Genomic DNA, 19,374 nt, shown 5'->3' on the forward strand with positions numbered 1-19,374 from the left:
ACTAAAGGCGGATGCCTTTCCCTTTGCGATGCAGCATCAAAGAAACCAGAAATGCCAATGCGCCCATCACGGTAACGTACCAGAAAAAGCTGCTTTCAAAACCGACCGATTTCAGCGACAGCGCAACATACTCAGCCGAACCACCAAACAGCGCATTCGCCACGGCATAAGATAACCCGACACCTAATGCACGAACCTGCGCCGGGAACATTTCGGCTTTCAGGATCCCACTGATCGAGGTGTAGAAACTGACTATCACTAATGCCATCATAACCAGCGCGAACGCGGCATAAGGCGAAGTGACACTGTGGAGCGCGCTGAGAATCGGGACTGTGCAAAGTGTGGCAAGACCGCCAAACAGCAACATTGAGGAACGGCGGCCGATCTTGTCCGACAACGCGCCGATTACAGGTTGAATCAGCATAAAGACAAATAACGCAACGGTCATAATGACGCTGGCAACGTTGGCATGCATTCCGGCGGTATTTACCAGATATTTTTGCATATAGGTGGTAAAGGTGTAGAACGTCAGCGAGCCGCCAGCCGTAAAGCCAAGCACCATAATGAAAGCCTTGCGGTTGCGCCACAGCCCTTTTAGCGATCCCGCCTCTTTCAGCGTTCTTACTTCCTGGCGCGAGGTTTCATCAAGTTGTCGGCGCAGCCACAACGCAACAATGGCCAGTGCAGCACCGAGCGCAAACGGAATACGCCAGCCCCAGGCACGTAAATCCTCGTCGCTCAGAACTTGTTGCAATACCACAACAACCAGCAGAGCCATCAATTGCCCGCCGATCAGCGTGACATACTGGAACGATGCGTAAAATCCTTTTCGCCCTTCTACCGCAACTTCGCTCATATAAGTCGCGCTTGTGCCATATTCCCCCCCCACTGATAGCCCCTGGAACAGTCGAGCCAGCAATAATAGCGCTGGCGCCCAGGTACCAATGGACTCATAACCGGGTAAGCAGGCGATCACCAGCGATCCCAGGCACATCATACACACCGAGATAAGCATCGATGTTTTACGTCCGCGCCTGTCCGCGATACGGCCAAATAACCAGCCCCCGATCGGTCGCATCAGGAAACCTGCGGCAAAAACCCCTGCAGTTTGCAATAACTGAGTCGTCGTGTTGCCGGCGGGGAAAAAGATGTGCGCGAAATAGAGGGAGCAAAAGGAGTAGACATAGAAATCAAACCACTCAACCAGATTACCTGATGAAGCACCAATGATCGCCCATACCCTGCGTCGGGTATCGCTACTGGTGAGCGATTCACGTGTTGTCACACTGCTTTCTGCCATTCTACTGATACTCCTGCTAAAGATTTTGAAGATATGAACCGCGTGAACATCCATATACACTCAGCGCAAAAACCAAAATGTTACACATTTGTTATATGACAAGGGTGACTTACATCACATTTCAACTTAGCAAGGTAAGCAATTCAGAATAGGGGCATATGTGGACTTGAGCAAAAAAGTCCGTGCTTTCGCATGAGGGTTTTTGTTGAGCAGGCAGCCATGCTTGTTGCGAGCGGGATTAGGCAAGTAGGTTAGCTTCTGGCCTGTTCCACATGAGGCTTTTTGAGCGTGAGCGGGTTCCGGCAGGCAGGCTGGGGAATACTGTGGTGTGTGCGGGGGCAAGCAGTAAAATCCGACAGGACTGACGTACCACCAGGATAAGTGCCTGCTTGTGCTGTTTCGCTGCATGAAAACGCAAAAAGGCCATCCGTCAGGATGGCCTCTTCACTTAATTGATGCCTGGCAGTTCCCTACTCTCGCATGGGGAGACCCCACACTACCATCGGCGCTACGGCGTTTCACTTCTGAGTTCGGCATGGGGTCAGGTGGGACCACCGCGCTGTTGCCGCCAGGCAAATTCTTTGTGCCCTGTCCTGTGTCTTTTGCACCGGTACCGCGTTGGCTGCATTCACGAACGTCAGTCACATACCCCTGTATGCTCCTTCCGTCGCCTCATTTGCCGCCTTGTCCCAGCGCAAAATCCTTCGGACTCTGAATCAATGCTGAAAATTCTGTCTCTCACGCCAAAACACCTTCGGCGTTGTAAGGTTAAGCCTCACGGTTCATTAGTACCGGTTAGCTCAACGCATCGCTGCGCTTACACACCCGGCCTATCAACGTCGTCGTCTTCAACGTTCCTTCAGGAGCCTTAAAGGCTCAGGGAGAACTCATCTCGGGGCAAGTTTCGTGCTTAGATGCTTTCAGCACTTATCTCTTCCGCATTTAGCTACCGGGCAGTGCCATTGGCATGACAACCCGAACACCAGTGATGCGTCCACTCCGGTCCTCTCGTACTAGGAGCAGCCCCCCTCAATTCTCCAGCGCCCACGGCAGATAGGGACCGAACTGTCTCACGACGTTCTAAACCCAGCTCGCGTACCACTTTAAATGGCGAACAGCCATACCCTTGGGACCTACTTCAGCCCCAGGATGTGATGAGCCGACATCGAGGTGCCAAACACCGCCGTCGATATGAACTCTTGGGCGGTATCAGCCTGTTATCCCCGGAGTACCTTTTATCCGTTGAGCGATGGCCCTTCCATTCAGAACCACCGGATCACTATGACCTGCTTTCGCACCTGCTCGCGCCGTCACGCTCGCAGTCAAGCCAGCTTATGCCATTGCACTAACCTCCTGATGTCCGACCAGGATTAGCTGACCTTCGTGCTCCTCCGTTACGCTTTAGGAGGAGACCGCCCCAGTCAAACTACCCACCAGACACTGTCCGCAACCCGGGTAACGGGTCCACGTTAGAACACCAGCCATTAAAGGGTGGTATTTCAAGGACGGCTCCACGCAGACTGGCGTCCACGCTTCAAAGCCTCCCACCTATCCTACACATCAAGGACCAGTGTTCAGTGTCAAGCTATAGTAAAGGTTCACGGGGTCTTTCCGTCTTGCCGCGGGTACACTGCATCTTCACAGCGAGTTCAATTTCACTGAGTCTCGGGTGGAGACAGCCTGGCCATCATTACGCCATTCGTGCAGGTCGGAACTTACCCGACAAGGAATTTCGCTACCTTAGGACCGTTATAGTTACGGCCGCCGTTTACCGGGGCTTCGATCAAGAGCTTCTCCTTACGGATGACCCCATCAATTAACCTTCCGGCACCGGGCAGGCGTCACACCGTATACGTCCACTTTCGTGTTTGCACAGTGCTGTGTTTTTAATAAACAGTTGCAGCCAGCTGGTATCTTCGACTGGTTTCAGCTCCATCCGCAAGGGACTTCACCTACACACCAGCGTGCCTTCTCCCGAAGTTACGGCACCATTTTGCCTAGTTCCTTCACCCGAGTTCTCTCAAGCGCCTTGGTATTCTCTACCTGACCACCTGTGTCGGTTTGGGGTACGATTTCGTGTTACCTGGAGCTTAGAGGCTTTTCCTGGAAGCAGGGCATTTGTTACTTCAGCACCGTAGTGCCTCGTCATCACGCCTCAGTGTTAAAGCACTCCGGATTTGCCTGGAGCACACACCTTCACGCTTAAACCGGGACAACCGTCGCCCGGCCAACATAGCCTTCTCCGTCCCCCCTTCGCAGTAACACCAAGTACAGGAATATTAACCTGTTTCCCATCGACTACGCCTTTCGGCCTCGCCTTAGGGGTCGACTCACCCTGCCCCGATTAACGTTGGACAGGAACCCTTGGTCTTCCGGCGAGCGGGCTTTTCACCCGCTTTATCGTTACTTATGTCAGCATTCGCACTTCTGATACCTCCAGCAACCCTCACAGGCCACCTTCGCAGGCTTACAGAACGCTCCCCTACCCAACAACACATAAGTGTTGCTGCCGCAGCTTCGGTGCATGGTTTAGCCCCGTTACATCTTCCGCGCAGGCCGACTCGACCAGTGAGCTATTACGCTTTCTTTAAATGATGGCTGCTTCTAAGCCAACATCCTGGCTGTCTGGGCCTTCCCACATCGTTTCCCACTTAACCATGACTTTGGGACCTTAGCTGGCGGTCTGGGTTGTTTCCCTCTTCACGACGGACGTTAGCACCCGCCGTGTGTCTCCCGTGATAACATTCTCCGGTATTCGTAGTTTGCATCGGGTTGGTAAGCCGGGATGGCCCCCTAGCCGAAACAGTGCTCTACCCCCGGAGATGAATTCACGAGGCGCTACCTAAATAGCTTTCGGGGAGAACCAGCTATCTCCCGGTTTGATTGGCCTTTCACCCCCAGCCACAGGTCATCCGCTAATTTTTCAACATTAGTCGGTTCGGTCCTCCAGTTAGTGTTACCCAACCTTCAACCTGCCCATGGCTAGATCACCGGGTTTCGGGTCTATACCCTGCAACTTAACGCCCAGTTAAGACTCGGTTTCCCTTCGGCTCCCCTATTCGGTTAACCTTGCTACAGAATATAAGTCGCTGACCCATTATACAAAAGGTACGCAGTCACACCCCGAAGGATGCTCCCACTGCTTGTACGTACACGGTTTCAGGTTCTTTTTCACTCCCCTCGCCGGGGTTCTTTTCGCCTTTCCCTCACGGTACTGGTTCACTATCGGTCAGTCAGGAGTATTTAGCCTTGGAGGATGGTCCCCCCATATTCAGACAGGATACCACGTGTCCCGCCCTACTCATCGAGCTCACAGCCTGTGTGCTTTTGTGTACGGGGCTGTCACCCTGTATCGCGCGACTTTCCAGACGCTTCCACTAACACACAAGCTGATTCAGGCTCTGGGCTCCTCCCCGTTCGCTCGCCGCTACTGGGGGAATCTCGGTTGATTTCTTTTCCTCGGGGTACTTAGATGTTTCAGTTCCCCCGGTTCGCCTCATTAACCTATGGATTCAGTTAATGATAGTGTGACGAGTCACACTGGGTTTCCCCATTCGGACATCGCCGGTTATAACGGTTCATATCACCTTACCGGCGCTTTTCGCAGATTAGCACGTCCTTCATCGCCTCTGACTGCCAGGGCATCCACCGTGTACGCTTAGTCGCTTAACCTCACAACCCGAAGATGTTTCGTGAAACATCCGCGTGTCGCAAAAATTTGAGAGACTCACAGAACAGTTCGCACTGTTCAGTGTTTCAATTTTCAGCTTGATCCAGATTTTTAAAGAGCAAATATCTCAAACATGACTCGCTGTTCACACAACGGAATCAGTTTTGAGATACATCGGCAGGTGACTTTCACTCACAAACCAGCAAGTGGCGTCCCCTAGGGGATTCGAACCCCTGTTACCGCCGTGAAAGGGCGGTGTCCTGGGCCTCTAGACGAAGGGGACGTAAAGTCTCGCTCGCAAGACGCCTTGCTTTTACTTTTCATCAGACAATCTGTGTGGACACTGCAGAGAACGGTTCTTTAAGGTAAGGAGGTGATCCAACCGCAGGTTCCCCTACGGTTACCTTGTTACGACTTCACCCCAGTCATGAATCACAAAGTGGTAAGCGCCCTCCCGAAGGTTAAGCTACCTACTTCTTTTGCAACCCACTCCCATGGTGTGACGGGCGGTGTGTACAAGGCCCGGGAACGTATTCACCGTGGCATTCTGATCCACGATTACTAGCGATTCCGACTTCATGGAGTCGAGTTGCAGACTCCAATCCGGACTACGACGCACTTTATGAGGTCCGCTTGCTCTCGCGAGGTCGCTTCTCTTTGTATGCGCCATTGTAGCACGTGTGTAGCCCTGGTCGTAAGGGCCATGATGACTTGACGTCATCCCCACCTTCCTCCAGTTTATCACTGGCAGTCTCCTTTGAGTTCCCGGCCGGACCGCTGGCAACAAAGGATAAGGGTTGCGCTCGTTGCGGGACTTAACCCAACATTTCACAACACGAGCTGACGACAGCCATGCAGCACCTGTCTCACAGTTCCCGAAGGCACCAAGCCATCTCTGGCAAGTTCTGTGGATGTCAAGACCAGGTAAGGTTCTTCGCGTTGCATCGAATTAAACCACATGCTCCACCGCTTGTGCGGGCCCCCGTCAATTCATTTGAGTTTTAACCTTGCGGCCGTACTCCCCAGGCGGTCTATTTAACGCGTTAGCTCCGGAAGCCACGCCTCAAGGGCACAACCTCCAAATAGACATCGTTTACGGCGTGGACTACCAGGGTATCTAATCCTGTTTGCTCCCCACGCTTTCGCACCTGAGCGTCAGTCTTCGTCCAGGAGGCCGCCTTCGCCACCGGTATTCCTCCAGATCTCTACGCATTTCACCGCTACACCTGGAATTCTACCTCCCTCTACGAGACTCAAGCCTGCCAGTTTCGGATGCAGTTCCCAGGTTGAGCCCGGGGATTTCACATCCGACTTGACAGACCGCCTGCGTGCGCTTTACGCCCAGTAATTCCGATTAACGCTTGCACCCTCCGTATTACCGCGGCTGCTGGCACGGAGTTAGCCGGTGCTTCTTCTGCGGGTAACGTCAATCAACACGGTTATTAACCGTATCGCCTTCCTCCCCGCTGAAAGTGCTTTACAACCCGAAGGCCTTCTTCACACACGCGGCATGGCTGCATCAGGCTTGCGCCCATTGTGCAATATTCCCCACTGCTGCCTCCCGTAGGAGTCTGGACCGTGTCTCAGTTCCAGTGTGGCTGGTCATCCTCTCAGACCAGCTAGGGATCGTCGCCTAGGTGAGCCGTTACCCCACCTACTAGCTAATCCCATCTGGGCACATCTGATGGCAAGAGGCCCGAAGGTCCCCCTCTTTGGTCTTGCGACGTTATGCGGTATTAGCTACCGTTTCCAGTAGTTATCCCCCTCCATCAGGCAGTTTCCCAGACATTACTCACCCGTCCGCCACTCGTCACCCGAGAGCAAGCTCTCTGTGCTACCGTTCGACTTGCATGTGTTAGGCCTGCCGCCAGCGTTCAATCTGAGCCATGATCAAACTCTTCAATTTAAAAGTTTGATGCTCAATGTTTCTTTATTTCTAAAGAAAAGAACTTCGTAATGAATTACGTGTTCACTCACTGAGACTTGGTATTCATTTTTCGTCTTGCGACGTTCAAGAATCCAGTCACCCTGAGTGCCCACACAGATTGTCTGATAAATTGTTAAAGAGCAGTGCCGCCTCGCTTTTTGCTGCGGCGCGGGTTGCGTATACTACGCTTTCCCGCCGTGAAGTCAACTGTTTATTTTCAGATTTCTTCACCTGACAGGCCGGTGTATTTGCCGTTGTGCCGTGTCAGTGGTGGCGCATTATAGGGCGTTAATTCCCGCTGACAACCCCTAATTTGAAAAAAGTAATCGTTCGTTCACTTTTCAGGCGAATTACACTGAGAAGTTTGCGTTTTGCCTGGTTTTAAAACAAAAACGAGCCCAAAAGGGCTCGTTTTCATCTTTTGTGACTTACTGCACTGCCACAATTCGCTCATCTTTCACCACGAGCTGCACCGGCTTGCCCGGAATCAGCTCGCCAGAAAGCATCTGCTGCGCCAGCGGGTTTTCAATCTGCTGTTGAATAGCGCGTTTCAGGGGACGCGCGCCATACACCGGATCGTACCCATTTGCGCTAAGCAGTTTCAGCGCTTCGTCGGAAATGGTAACGGTATAGCCACGCTCTTCCAGACGTTTATACAGACGCTGCAGCTGGATCTGCGCAATAGAAGCAATGTGTTTTTCACCCAACGGATGGAACACAACCACTTCATCAATACGGTTGATGAATTCCGGACGGAAGTTCTGGCTAACCACACCTAATACCAGCTCTTTCATGTGGCTGTAATCCAGATCACCAAAACGCTCCTGGATCAAATCAGACCCGAGGTTGGAAGTCATAATGACGACCGTATTACGGAAATCTACCGTTCTGCCTTGCCCGTCTGTCAGACGGCCATCGTCCAGCACCTGCAAGAGAATGTTGAACACATCCGGATGCGCTTTCTCGACTTCATCCAGCAGAATAACGGAGTAAGGGCGACGGCGAACCGCTTCTGTCAGATACCCCCCCTCTTCATAGCCAACGTATCCCGGAGGCGCACCGACAAGACGTGAAACGGAGTGTTTCTCCATAAATTCCGACATATCGATACGCACCATTGCATCGTCGCTGTCGAACATAAAGTTCGCAAGAGACTTACACAGTTCGGTTTTACCCACCCCGGTCGGACCAAGGAACAGGAACGAACCAATCGGACGATTCGGATCCGACAGCCCTGCACGGCTACGACGAATAGCGTTAGAAACGGCTTCGACAGCTTCATCCTGGCCAATTACCCGATGATGGAGGTCATGCTCCATGCGCAGTAATTTTTCGCGCTCGCCTTCCATCATTCTCGCGACCGGGATGCCAGTCCAGCGCGCCAACACCTCTGCAATTTCCGCATCGGTCACGCGGTTACGCAGCAGGCGCATGGTTTTGCCCTCGGCCTGAGTTGCGGCAGCCAACTGTTTTTCAAGTTCCGGTATTTTCCCGTACTGAAGTTCCGACATACGCCCCAAATCACCATTACGCCGCGCTTGCTCCATGGCAATTTTGGCCTGCTCCAGTTCCGACTTAATGGTTTGGGTGCCGGAAAGGGAGGCTTTTTCAGCTTTCCACTCTTCTTCCAATGATGAGTACTGGCGTTCTTTATCTTCCAACTCTTCATTAAGCATTTCGAGCCGCTTTATACTGGCCTCATCGGACTCTTTCATCAGCGCCCGCTGTTCCAGCTTGAGTTGAATGATACGGCGATCGAGCCGGTCGAGTTCTTCCGGTTTCGAGTCAATCTGCATACGAATGCTGGAAGCCGCTTCATCAATCAAGTCAATGGCTTTGTCCGGCAGTTGACGATCAGCGATGTAGCGATGCGACAGCGTTGCCGCCGCAACAATTGCCGGGTCGGTAATTTGCACATGATGATGCAGTTCATAACGCTCTTTAAGCCCACGCAAAATCGCAATGGTATCTTCCACTGTCGGCTCGGCCACCAGCACTTTCTGGAAACGACGCTCCAGCGCCGCATCTTTCTCTATATACTGACGATACTCATCCAGCGTGGTGGCGCCCACACAGTGCAACTCACCGCGCGCTAACGCGGGTTTCAGCATGTTGCCCGCATCCATTGCACCATCGGCTTTACCGGCACCGACCATCGTATGCAGCTCGTCGATAAACAGAATGACGTTGCCTTCCTGTTTCGCCAGATCGTTCAGCACACCTTTTAAACGCTCTTCAAACTCACCGCGATATTTTGCGCCGGCAACCAGTGCGCCCATATCCAGCGCCAGAACACGGCGGCCTTTCAGCCCTTCCGGCACTTCGCCGTTAACAATACGCTGCGCCAGCCCTTCGACAATCGCGGTTTTACCGACGCCCGGTTCACCAATCAGCACCGGGTTATTTTTGGTACGCCGCTGCAGTACCTGGATCGTACGACGGATCTCTTCGTCACGACCGATAACCGGATCGAGCTTGCCTTGTTCGGCACGCTCAGTCAGATCGACGGTAAATTTTTTCAAGGCCTGACGTTGGTCTTCGGCCCCCTGATCGTTCACGTTCTCTCCCCCACGCATTTGTTCTATCGCCTGGGTCACATTGGCGGTCGTCGCGCCAGCAGATTTAAGCAAATCCGTCAGCGTACCGCGTGATTCAAGCGCCGCCAGAACAAAAAGTTCCGACGAGATAAAATTGTCACCTCGCTTTTGCGCCAGCTTGTCGCAAAGATTAAGCACACGCACCAGATCCTGCGAAGGCTGCACGTCGCCGCCGGTGCCTTCCACCTGTGGCAAGCGGCTCAGCGCTTGTTCAATCGCTGTGCGTAACTGACCGGCATTCACGCCAGCCGAGGTTAATAAAGGATGAATCGAACCGCCTTCCTGGGTGAGTAAAGCGCTCATTAAATGAAGAGGTTCGATAAATTGATTGTCGTGCCCGAGTGCGAGCGACTGGGCATCGGCGAGAGCAAGCTGGAATTTATTGGTAAGACGATCCAGACGCATAACTCCTCCCATAACAGGTCAAAATTGCTACTGGAGATTAAATGAGGTCATCCCTCAATTATTCAAGGTGAATGACCTGAATTATGCGAAAGAGAACCTACGCGTACTGGATCGTCTTGATTCTTTAGGTTATATCAGCCAAATGAAACTTGCCATACGCCCGGTCGTCTTGTCCCGGCGGTATGAGAAAAAATTATCCTTATCGCTGAAGGTACAGCGATCGCCGCCGAACACATGCTGGACGCCTACGCTCGCCAGACGCTGGCGCGCAAGCTGATAGATATCAGCAAAATATTTTTCACCGTGAGGACGAAAAGCGCGGTCGGCCTGCGGATCGTGCGCCATGAACGCTTCACGAACTTCTGCGCCCACTTCAAAAGATTGTGGCCCAATAGCAGGCCCCAGCCACGCCAGTAAATTTTCCGGCTTATCGGCGAAACACGCAACCGTCTGTTCCAGTACGCCTGCGCATAAACCACGCCAGCCGGCGTGCGCTGCACCAACTTCGGTGCCAGCCTGGTTACAAAACAGGACCGGTAAACAGTCGGCAGTCATTACCGCACAGACTGTACCGGGCGTATTGCTGTATGACGCATCCGCCCGTTTCGACGCATAAGGGCCACCGCCGAGCGTGAGCACGTCGGTGCCATGAACCTGCTCAAGCCACACCGGCTTTGAAGGCAAACCGCCCGCTGCGAATACGCGCGCGCGATTCTCTTCCACATGCTCAGCATTGTCGCCGCAGTGTGCGCCAAGATTAAGCGAATCGTAGGGCGGCAAACTAACACCGCCGATGCGCGTCGAGCTACAGGCCGCCACACCTTTCGGCAATGGCCAGTCCGGGAGGATCAGTGTGGTCATAACCAGGCAACATCGTCCTTATGGGTTTCAAAATCAGCGCGCATTGCATCAATTAAATCAACCATATCTTGCGGAATTGGCGCATGCCATTCCATTTCGATACCGCTGATAGGATGGTAAAGGCGCAGCATGGTGGCGTGCAGAGCCTGACGGTCAAACTTGCGCAGCGCATCAATAAACTCATCCGATGCGCCTTTCGGCGGACGCGGGCGGCCGCCATAGAGCTGATCACCCACCAGCGGATGAGTAATATGCGCCATATGCACGCGAATCTGGTGCGTACGGCCTGTTTCCAGGCGCAGGCGCAGGCGCGTATGCACACGGAAATGTTCCATAATGCGGTAATGTGTCACCGCCGGTTTGCCCATTGGGTGCACCGACATATGGGTACGCTTGGTCGGATGGCGACTGATCGGTTCTTCCACCGTGCCGCCAGAAGTCATATGCCCAATCGCTACCGCTTCGTATTCACGCGTGATTTCTCGAAGTTGCAGCGACTCTACCAGCCGCGTCTGCGCGGGTACGGTTTTCGCCACCACCATCAAACCGGTGGTGTCTTTATCCAGGCGGTGGACGATGCCTGCACGCGGAACATCCACAATTGGCGGATAATAATGCAGCAGAGCATTGAGAACGGTGCCATCAGGGTTTCCCGCGCCCGGATGCACGACCAAATCTCGCGGTTTGTTAATGACAATAATGTCATCGTCTTCATAGACGATGTTAAGTGGAATATCCTGCGGTTCGAAACGCGCTTCTTCTTCGATTTCCGCATTGATAGCAATGAGTTCGCCACCCAACACTTTCTCTTTCGGCTTGTCGCTGACAGCGCCGTTGACCAGCACGCGCTGGTCAAGAATCCATTCTTTTATGCGCGAACGTGAATAATCCGGGAACAATTCGGCCAAAGCTTGATCTAAGCGTTGACCGAGTTGGTTTTCGGATACCGTTGCGGTGAGTTGTACCAGTTGTGCCATATACAGCTTCTTCGTTAACGTTGGGTTTTACGGCTTCGCCGTTTAATATAGTGTGCTATTGTAGCTGGTCTTAGTCGGGAGCAGGAATAAAGAATCTCCCGCGTAAACATTCTGAGGAAAGTCTAAACGTCATGACGCGCTTGAAATATCTGGTGGCAGCCGCCACGTTGAGTCTGGCTTTGGCAGGTTGCTCCGGTTCAAAAGAAGAAGTACCTGATAATCCGCCAAACGAAATCTACGCGACAGCTCAGCAAAAGCTGCAAGACGGTAACTGGAAGGCGGCAATAACGCAACTGGAAGCACTGGATAATCGTTATCCGTTTGGTCCTTACTCGCAACAAGTGCAGTTGGATCTGATTTACGCGTACTACAAAAATGCCGATCTGCCGCTGGCGCAAGCCGCGATTGACCGTTTTATTCGTCTGAACCCAACCCACCCGAACATTGATTATGTAATGTATATGCGTGGGCTGACCAACATGGCACTGGATGACAGTGCTCTGCAAGGGTTCTTCGGCGTAGACCGTAGCGATCGCGATCCGGCGCATGCGCGTGACGCATTCAAAGATTTCTCCAAACTGGTACGCGGCTACCCGAACAGCCAGTACGTCACCGACGCCACCAAGCGTCTGGTGTTCCTGAAAGATCGTCTGTCGAAATATGAACTGTCGGTCGCGGAATATTACACCGATCGCGGTGCCTGGGTTGCCGTTACTAACCGCGTAGAAGGTATGCTGCGTGACTTCCCGGATACAAAAGCGACCCATGACGCGCTGCCGCTGATGGAAAAAGCCTATCGCGAGCTGCAACTCAACGCGCAGGCGGATAAAGTGGCGAAAATTATTGCGGCGAACAGCAACCGAACCTGATTGACCCGATCGCCTGAAATACAAAACGGCAGCCTCCAGGCTGCCGTTTTTTTATTCATTTTATCTATCACTAAAGCGGTTTAGCCGCAATCCATCCTATCAACTATGACTGCTAATGATGGCGTAGACAAGGTAAATTTGCCCTCTTCCTGCCCTGCCTCACAAAACCCCTTCATTGACAAAAAGTGACAAAATAATGTGATTTAAATCACACATTTTGACATTATGGACGGTATGCTGAAATCACCAAGACGGAAAGACAAGAGGTAAAATTTATGACAATGAACATTACCAGTAAACAAATGGAAATTACTCCGGCAATCCGCCAGCATGTCACAGACCGTCTCGCCAAACTGGATAAATGGCAAACTCAACTGATTAATCCGCATATCATTCTGTCTAAAGAGCCACAGGGCTTTATCGCCGATGCAACGATCAACACACCGAACGGACAACTGGTTGCCAGTGCGAAACATGAAGATATGTATACCGCCATCAACGATTTGATTAACAAGCTGGAACGGCAGCTTAATAAAGTGCAACACAAAGGTGAAGCACGTCGCGCCGCAACATCGGTGAAAGACACAAGCTTCGTTGAGGAAGAAGAAGAGTAGTCTCTACATTGAGCCCATCCCAACGCGCCCACGGGCGCGTTTTTTATTGACAGAGCGAAAACAGTACGGGTACTGTACTTCAGTCACATAATGGAAAACGCCATGAAACTTGTTCCGTTCTTCTTCGCATTCTTTTTTACCTTCCCCAATTAGGGAGGCGATTCGTTTTGTGATAAAGAATGCGAAGACGAACAAAAAGGCCTCCCCCACCGGGAGGCCTTTTTTATTGATAACAATTAAAGACGAAAGGCAACAACATGACGGCTGAAAACCCCTTACTGGATTTACGCGTAAAGATCAGCGCACTGGATGAACAGTTGCTGACGCTGCTGGCCGAACGCCGCCAGCTCTCTGTTGAAGTCGGCAAAGCCAAGCTGGATTCACACCGCCCGGTACGCGATATCGATCGCGAACGTGATTTACTCGAACATTTGATAGAACTCGGCAAAGCGCATCATCTGGACGCCCACTACATCACCCGCCTGTTTCAGTTGATCATCGAAGATTCCGTCCTTACCCAGCAAGCCCTGCTCCAGCAGCATCTGAATAAAATCAACCCGCACTCAGCTCGCATTGCTTTTCTTGGCCCCAAAGGATCGTATTCGCATCTGGCCGCCCGCCAGTACGCGGCGCGCCATTTTGAGCAGTTCATTGAAAGCGGTTGTCTGAAATTTCACGATATCTTCAGCCAGGTGGAAACAGGCCAGGCCGATTACGCGGTGGTGCCGCTGGAGAACACCAGCTCCGGCGCGATTAACGACGTTTACGACCTGCTCCAGCACACCAGTTTGTCTATCGTGGGTGAACTGACGGTGCCAATCGACCATTGCATCCTGGTTTCCGGATCCACCGATTTGGAACACATCACCACGGTTTACAGCCACCCGCAGCCTTTCCAGCAGTGCAGTCAGTTCATTAACCGCTATCCGCAGTGGAAAATTGAGTATTGCGAAAGCACCTCCGCCGCGATGGAAAAGGTCGCGCAGGCGAATTCGCCGCAGGTTGCGGCACTGGGTAGCGAAGCCGGTGGCGCGCTGTATGGCTTGCAGGTACTGCAACGGAATCTGGCGAACCAGACACAGAACATCACGCGCTTCGTGGTGCTGGCGCGTAAAGCCATTGAGGTTTCCGATCAGGTACCGGCAAAAACCACGCTGCTAATGGCGACCGGCCAGCAAGCAGGTTCGCTGGTTGAAGCCCTGTTGGTGCTGCGTAACCATAATTTGATCATGACCAAACTGGAATCACGCCCGATTAACGGTAACCCGTGGGAAGAGATGTTTTACATCGATGTGCAGGCCAATTTGCAATCCGTGCAGATGCAAAAAGCGCTGCGCGAACTCACCGACACCGCGCGTTCGCTGAAAGTCCTCGGTTGCTACCCCAGTGAAAATGTGGTGCCGGTCGATCCGGTTTAACACTCTTTAAACAGCGGTTTCTTCATCCCTGCCACCGTCACCGGCAGGGTGAAGATGGCGCCAGAAAGCGGATATTGCGCCACTTCTTCCGCTGTCATATTTTCGCGTGTCGTAGTGATAAACAGTGTTTTCATCTCCGGGCCGCCAAAACAGACCATCGTCGGACAACGCACCGGCATGCGATACTCTGCCAGTTGTTCACCCTGCGGCGAAAAACGCGCGATGCGCCAGCCGTCAAACATTGCGCTCCAGTAGCAGCCCTCAACATCCATCGCCGCACCGTCCGGAATGCCCTCCCCGGCATTAAAGCGGCGGAAAACCTCGCGTTTACCCGGTTCACCCTGCTCATCAAGCGGCGTGCGGTAAATCACCGCGTTCGGCGTGTCTGAGGTGAACATCCACTGTTTATCAGGGCTGAAAGCCAGCCCATTAGCGCCGTGAATATCGCACTGCACCACTTTCGGCGTGAGATCATTATTAATACGCAACAGCAGCGCGCCATTGTAATCACCCGGCCCCCAGAATGTGCCCGCATAAAAACGGCCAAGATGATCGGTGCCGCCATCGTTAAAGCGCGCCAGTTGCGGGTTTGAAGGGTTGTCGCACACTTTTTGCCGCAGCAAACCGCGCGTATCTGTCAGCCAGATGGCATTACGCATCGCCACGATAAAGCCGCCTTTCTCACGCAACGCAAAGCAGCCAACCTCTTCGGCAAACGAGAGCACCGTATGTTCGCCAGACGGTAAGTGATAACGGTGGATCTCGCCTTCAATAATATCCGCCCAGTAGAGCGCCTGCTCCGCGTCGCTCCAGGTGGGGCATTCCGGTAAATGTCCGGTGTAATCAAACAGCGTGTGCAGCTCAGCCATTGCGCATCCCTTAAATGAAAAAAGCCAGTGGGTAACCACTGGCTTTTCAGTATAAACGGCTTTTCTATTTACGGGCGGCTGTCGTTGGCCTGGCGTAACAACACCCGGCTTTCGCTCTGGAAACGTTGCGCATAATCGCCAAACCAGTGTTCAACTTTACGGAAGCTGTCGATAAACGCCTGCTTATCACCCTGCTCCAGCAGTCCAATCGCTTCACCAAATCGCTGGTAGTAGCGTTTGATCAGCGCCAGGTTACTGGACGACGACATAATAATATCGGCGTATAACTGTGGATCCTGGGCAAACAAGCGCCCGACCATCGCCAGTTCCAGCCGATAAATCGGTGATGAAAGCGCCAGCAACTGTTCGAGCTGAACATTCTCTTCCGCCAGGTGCAAACCATAAGCAAATGTCGCAAAGTGGCGCAGCGCCTGAATAAAGGCCATGTTCTGATCGTGTTCCACCGCGCTAATGCGGTGTAAACGCGCGCCCCATACTTGAATCTGCTCCAGGAACCACTGGTACGCTTCCGGCTGTCGGCCATCACACCAGACCACCACCTGCTTAGCCAGGCTGCCGCTGTCCGGGCCAAACATCGGATGCAGCCCGAGCACCGGCCCTTTGTGCGCACTCAACATTGCCTGTAACGGGCCGCTTTTCACCGACGCCAGATCGACCAGAATACAGTCCTCCGGCAACGCCGGCAGTTTGCCGATCACCTGCTCGGTGACATGAATCGGCACGCTGACAATCACCATACCCGCATCAGCCAATAGCGCATCGGCCTGCGCCCAGTCTTCTTTTTCAAGAATGCGCACCTGGTAGCCAGAAAGCGTCAGCATTTTGGCAAACAGTTGCCCCATCTGCCCGCCGCCGCCCACAATTACCACCGGACGCAGTTCCGGACACAGGGTTTTAAACCCTTTATCATTTTCACTGGAGTAGGATTCGCGCATGACGCGACGCAGCACATCTTCAATCAGATCCGGCGGCACGCCCAGTGATTCGGCTTCTTTGCGACGCGATGCCAGCATCGTCGCTTCGCGCTCCGGTACATAAATCGGCAAGCCATATTTACTTTTGACTTCACCAACTTCCGCCACCAGCTCCAGACGGCGCGCCAGCAAATCCAGCAGCGCCTTGTCAACTTCATCAATTTGATCGCGCAGCGCGGTCAGTTCAGCAACCATAACACCCTCTTAAGCAAAACGCGCCGCCAGGCTGTTACGCAGATCGTTATTGATTTCACGCAGCAGCGCTTCGGTCGCTTCCCAACTGATGCACGCATCGGTCACGGAAACGCCGTACTTCATCTCGCAGCGCGGCTGCTCAGAAGATTGATTGCCTTCATGAATATTGCTCTCAATCATCAGACCGGTAATCGAACGGTTGCCATCTTTGATCTGCGCCACCACCGATTCAGCAACGGCAGGCTGGCGACGGTAATCTTTATTGGAATTACCATGGCTGCAATCTACCATCAGCGACGGTCTCAGTCCCGCCTGTTCCATCTCTTTTTCACACTGCGCGACGTCCGCCGGGCTGTAATTCGGCGCTTTACCGCCGCGCAGGATCACATGTCCATCCGGGTTGCCCTGGGTTTGCAGCAGGCAGACCTGGCCGGCCTGGTTGATCCCCACAAAGCGGTGCGGCATGGCTGCGGCGCGCATCGCATTGATAGCGGTCGCCAGGCTGCCATCGGTGCCGTTTTTGAAGCCAACCGGCATTGACAAACCTGAAGCCATTTCGCGGTGCGTCTGCGATTCAGTGGTTCGCGCACCAATCGCCGACCAGCTAAACAGGTCGCCAAGGAACTGCGGGCTATTCGGATCCAGCGCTTCAGTTGCCAGCGGCAGCCCCATACTGACCAGCTCAACCAGCAGACGACGCGCAATCTTCAGGCCAGCTTCCACATCAAACGAGCCATCCATGTGCGGATCGTTAATCAGCCCCTTCCAGCCAACGGTGGTCCGGGGTTTTTCAAAATAGACGCGCATCACCAGATAGAGGCTATCGCTGACCTCTGCGGCAAGGGCTTTAAATCGACGGGCATATTCGATCGCGGCTTGTGGATCGTGAATCGAGCAGGGACCGCAGACCACCAGCAGACGCGGATCGCGCCCGGCAATGATGTTGGAAATGGTCTGGCGGGACTGGGCGATTTGCGCTTCCTGCTCGGCAGTCAACGGGAAGGCCGCTTTCAACTGATCCGGGGTGATCAGCACCTGTTCATCGGTAATATGTACGTTATTCAGCGCGTCTTTTTGCATGATCAAAATCCTGTATGGCTCGTTTGCGATAGTTGTTCCTCAATGGAGGATGACGTAACGATACCATAGCCGGTAAAGATTTCAATCCACATAACGTAACGATTACTTTACAAAGGCAAAATAATCGCGATTTTATTGCCGATAGGTGTAATTATAAATTTACACCTCGCGGTGTTTAGCGGCTACATCGTGACGACAGAACGCCTGGCATGTTGTTTCCAGCGCACCGCATCAATGAGTATAAACAGCAGCAAACTGGCTCCCATGACGGGTAACGCCAGCCCCAGCAACAGCGCAAGTAAGGCGCTGATTACGCGTCCTGACAGCGGTAAACTCACCCAGGCATGCAGCAACGTGCTTGCCGGATTAGCGTTTGCACTGGCCGGGCGACGGATCCACCACAGCCGATAGCCAATCACAATCATCACGCACAACGCGCTGCCAAAGGCAATCAGCAGCAACTGGTTCGCCAGGCCAAACAGAATGCCCATATGGAAATCGACGCCCCAGCGCGTCAGCTTCGCCATCAGCGGGAAATCCGCAAAACGCGTGCGATCCACTACCGTCATTGTGTTGCCATTAATTGCCACCGCATCCACGCGCGTGGGCCAGCCGCGATCGATTTCGGTTACCGTCCAGGCTTTATCCGCACTGCGCGGCGGGCGGATCTCCAGCTTGCTGGCGGCGATCCCGGCCAGCCGCGCACTGTGCAACGCTTCGTCGAACTGCACCAGATCCAGCTGCATATCCGGCATATTCATACCATCGTGCATCATATGGTGTTCCGCATGCGGATCGTTCATCTCTTGCATGCCGTGCAGTTGCGTATTGACCTGCGGCGTCATCCAGCCAAACGCCGCACGCAGGCTGTCAACGTTGCCGCCCGCCCACTGCGACCAGGTCAGACCGGTCGCGGAAAAGAGCAGCATCCCGGCCAGCAGGATCCAGCCTAAAGAGACATGCAGGCGGCGATGATGTTGTACCGTGTTATTGATACGCCGTTTCGGGCGGGTAAAAAACCACAGCGCAATACCACCAAGCGCGGCAACCCACATCCAGGACGCGGCCAGCTCGCTGTACAGACGGCCAGCATCGCCCAGCAGCAGCGAGCGGTGGAAATAGTCGATCCACTGGCGCAGCGGCAAAATTCCACTGGTACCATAGACCGTCATATCCCCTTTCACTTGCAGCGTTACCGGGTCGATAAATATCGCACGGTTCTCGGATGCGCCCAGTTGCGGGTCAGCAAACATCACGCGGGTCGTCTCATTCCCGGTAAGACCCGGGCGCACCGCGTGCAGACGTAAATGGCCGCCGGTCACCTGTTCAGCCACGGCAATCTGTTCAGCGAGCGGTTGCCGCGTTCCCCCTTCCGCACCGTAAAGCGCATCGTGGTAGAGCCAGTTTTCCAGTTGTGGTGTCGCCACGTATAACGTGCCGCTCAGGGCGGCGACAAAAATAAACGGGCCGACAAACAGGCCAATGTAAAAATGCAGGCGTCGCAGCACGTTGAGCCACGCCGCACGTGGAGTGCAGGTTGTCATACTTTTCCTCAGAAATAGCAAAAGGTTGCCGTTTCGCACAGGCGAACGGACAT

The 19,374-nt window shown here is 53.4% G+C and carries 12 protein-coding genes, 1 tRNA gene, 3 rRNA genes and 1 other annotated feature; of the genes, 4 read left to right on the top strand and 12 right to left on the bottom strand.

The window, feature by feature from the left end; genetic code table 11:
• Position 1 precedes the first annotated feature (1 nt).
• From IP581_RS17050 to rluD, 8 genes are all read right to left on the bottom strand, one after another.
• The gene (locus IP581_RS17050) at positions 2 to 1,300 is read right to left on the bottom strand and encodes an MFS transporter (RefSeq protein ID WP_193820945.1); all 1,299 of its coding nucleotides are present in this window, start codon (positions 1,298 to 1,300) and stop codon (positions 2 to 4) included.
• Between the two features lie 457 nt (positions 1,301 to 1,757).
• Positions 1,758 to 1,873, bottom strand: a 5S ribosomal RNA gene (gene rrf, locus IP581_RS17055).
• Between the two features lie 191 nt (positions 1,874 to 2,064).
• A 23S ribosomal RNA gene (locus IP581_RS17060) occupies positions 2,065 to 4,972 on the bottom strand.
• A gap of 205 nt (positions 4,973 to 5,177) precedes the next feature.
• Positions 5,178 to 5,253: transfer RNA gene (locus IP581_RS17065), tRNA-Glu, on the bottom strand.
• 83 nt (positions 5,254 to 5,336) lie between these two features.
• Positions 5,337 to 6,876, bottom strand: a 16S ribosomal RNA gene (locus IP581_RS17070).
• The 16S, 23S and 5S rRNA genes sit together here with 1 tRNA gene alongside, the layout of an rRNA operon.
• A 449-nt stretch (positions 6,877 to 7,325) precedes the next feature.
• Positions 7,326 to 9,899 (bottom strand): ATP-dependent chaperone ClpB, encoded by a 2,574-nt coding sequence (clpB, locus tag IP581_RS17075; RefSeq protein WP_097401781.1) that lies wholly within the window; start codon positions 9,897 to 9,899, stop codon positions 7,326 to 7,328.
• 129 nt (positions 9,900 to 10,028) lie between these two features.
• Positions 10,029 to 10,760 (bottom strand): purine nucleoside phosphorylase YfiH, encoded by a 732-nt coding sequence (gene yfiH, locus IP581_RS17080; protein WP_193820946.1) that lies wholly within the window; start codon positions 10,758 to 10,760, stop codon positions 10,029 to 10,031.
• Complete coding sequence (gene rluD / locus IP581_RS17085; protein WP_086873845.1) at positions 10,757 to 11,737, bottom strand: 23S rRNA pseudouridine(1911/1915/1917) synthase RluD; 981 nt, start codon at positions 11,735 to 11,737, stop codon at positions 10,757 to 10,759. Before rluD ends, yfiH begins: the two co-directional genes overlap by 4 nt.
• A 131-nt stretch (positions 11,738 to 11,868) precedes the next feature.
• Between rluD and bamD the strand changes: the two genes are divergently transcribed.
• The 4 genes from bamD to pheA all read left to right on the top strand — a co-directional run bounded on the left by bamD (position 11,869) and on the right by pheA (position 14,638).
• Entirely contained in the window at positions 11,869 to 12,606 is a 738-nt protein-coding gene (gene bamD / locus IP581_RS17090; protein ID WP_097401783.1) for an outer membrane protein assembly factor BamD, read from the top strand.
• Positions 12,607 to 12,881: 275 nt separating this feature from the next.
• Positions 12,882 to 13,220: a ribosome-associated translation inhibitor RaiA gene (raiA, locus tag IP581_RS17095; RefSeq protein ID WP_044489450.1), complete on the top strand. Its 339-nt coding sequence runs from the start codon at positions 12,882 to 12,884 to the stop codon at positions 13,218 to 13,220.
• 101 nt (positions 13,221 to 13,321) lie between these two features.
• Positions 13,322 to 13,447, top strand: a sequence feature (Phe leader region).
• Positions 13,323 to 13,373 (top strand): pheA operon leader peptide PheL, encoded by a 51-nt coding sequence (gene pheL / locus IP581_RS17100; RefSeq protein WP_189660115.1) that lies wholly within the window; start codon positions 13,323 to 13,325, stop codon positions 13,371 to 13,373. (Overlaps the previous feature by 51 nt.)
• Before the next feature lie 30 nt (positions 13,448 to 13,477).
• Positions 13,478 to 14,638 (top strand): bifunctional chorismate mutase/prephenate dehydratase, encoded by a 1,161-nt coding sequence (gene pheA, locus IP581_RS17105; RefSeq protein ID WP_097401784.1) that lies wholly within the window; start codon positions 13,478 to 13,480, stop codon positions 14,636 to 14,638.
• On the opposite strand, the gene IP581_RS17110 is transcribed toward pheA, so the two are convergent.
• The 4 genes from IP581_RS17110 to IP581_RS17125 form a co-directional block, all read right to left on the bottom strand.
• A complete protein-coding gene (locus IP581_RS17110) occupies positions 14,635 to 15,507 on the bottom strand; it encodes an SMP-30/gluconolactonase/LRE family protein (RefSeq protein WP_193820947.1) in 873 nt (290 codons plus the stop codon). The genes pheA and IP581_RS17110 overlap by 4 nt on opposite strands.
• Before the next feature lie 68 nt (positions 15,508 to 15,575).
• Entirely contained in the window at positions 15,576 to 16,697 is a 1,122-nt protein-coding gene (gene tyrA, locus IP581_RS17115; protein ID WP_193820948.1) for a bifunctional chorismate mutase/prephenate dehydrogenase, read from the bottom strand.
• 9 nt (positions 16,698 to 16,706) lie between these two features.
• Entirely contained in the window at positions 16,707 to 17,777 is a 1,071-nt protein-coding gene (aroF, locus tag IP581_RS17120; protein ID WP_193820949.1) for a 3-deoxy-7-phosphoheptulonate synthase AroF, read from the bottom strand.
• A 182-nt stretch (positions 17,778 to 17,959) separates the two neighbouring features.
• Positions 17,960 to 19,321, bottom strand: a complete 1,362-nt coding sequence (locus IP581_RS17125) for a PepSY-associated TM helix domain-containing protein (protein WP_193820950.1) — start codon at positions 19,319 to 19,321, stop codon at positions 17,960 to 17,962.
• Positions 19,322 to 19,374 lie beyond the last annotated feature (53 nt).

The sequence above is a fragment of the Kosakonia pseudosacchari genome (assembly GCF_015167415.1).
GTDB classification, from domain to species: domain Bacteria; phylum Pseudomonadota; class Gammaproteobacteria; order Enterobacterales; family Enterobacteriaceae; genus Kosakonia; species Kosakonia pseudosacchari.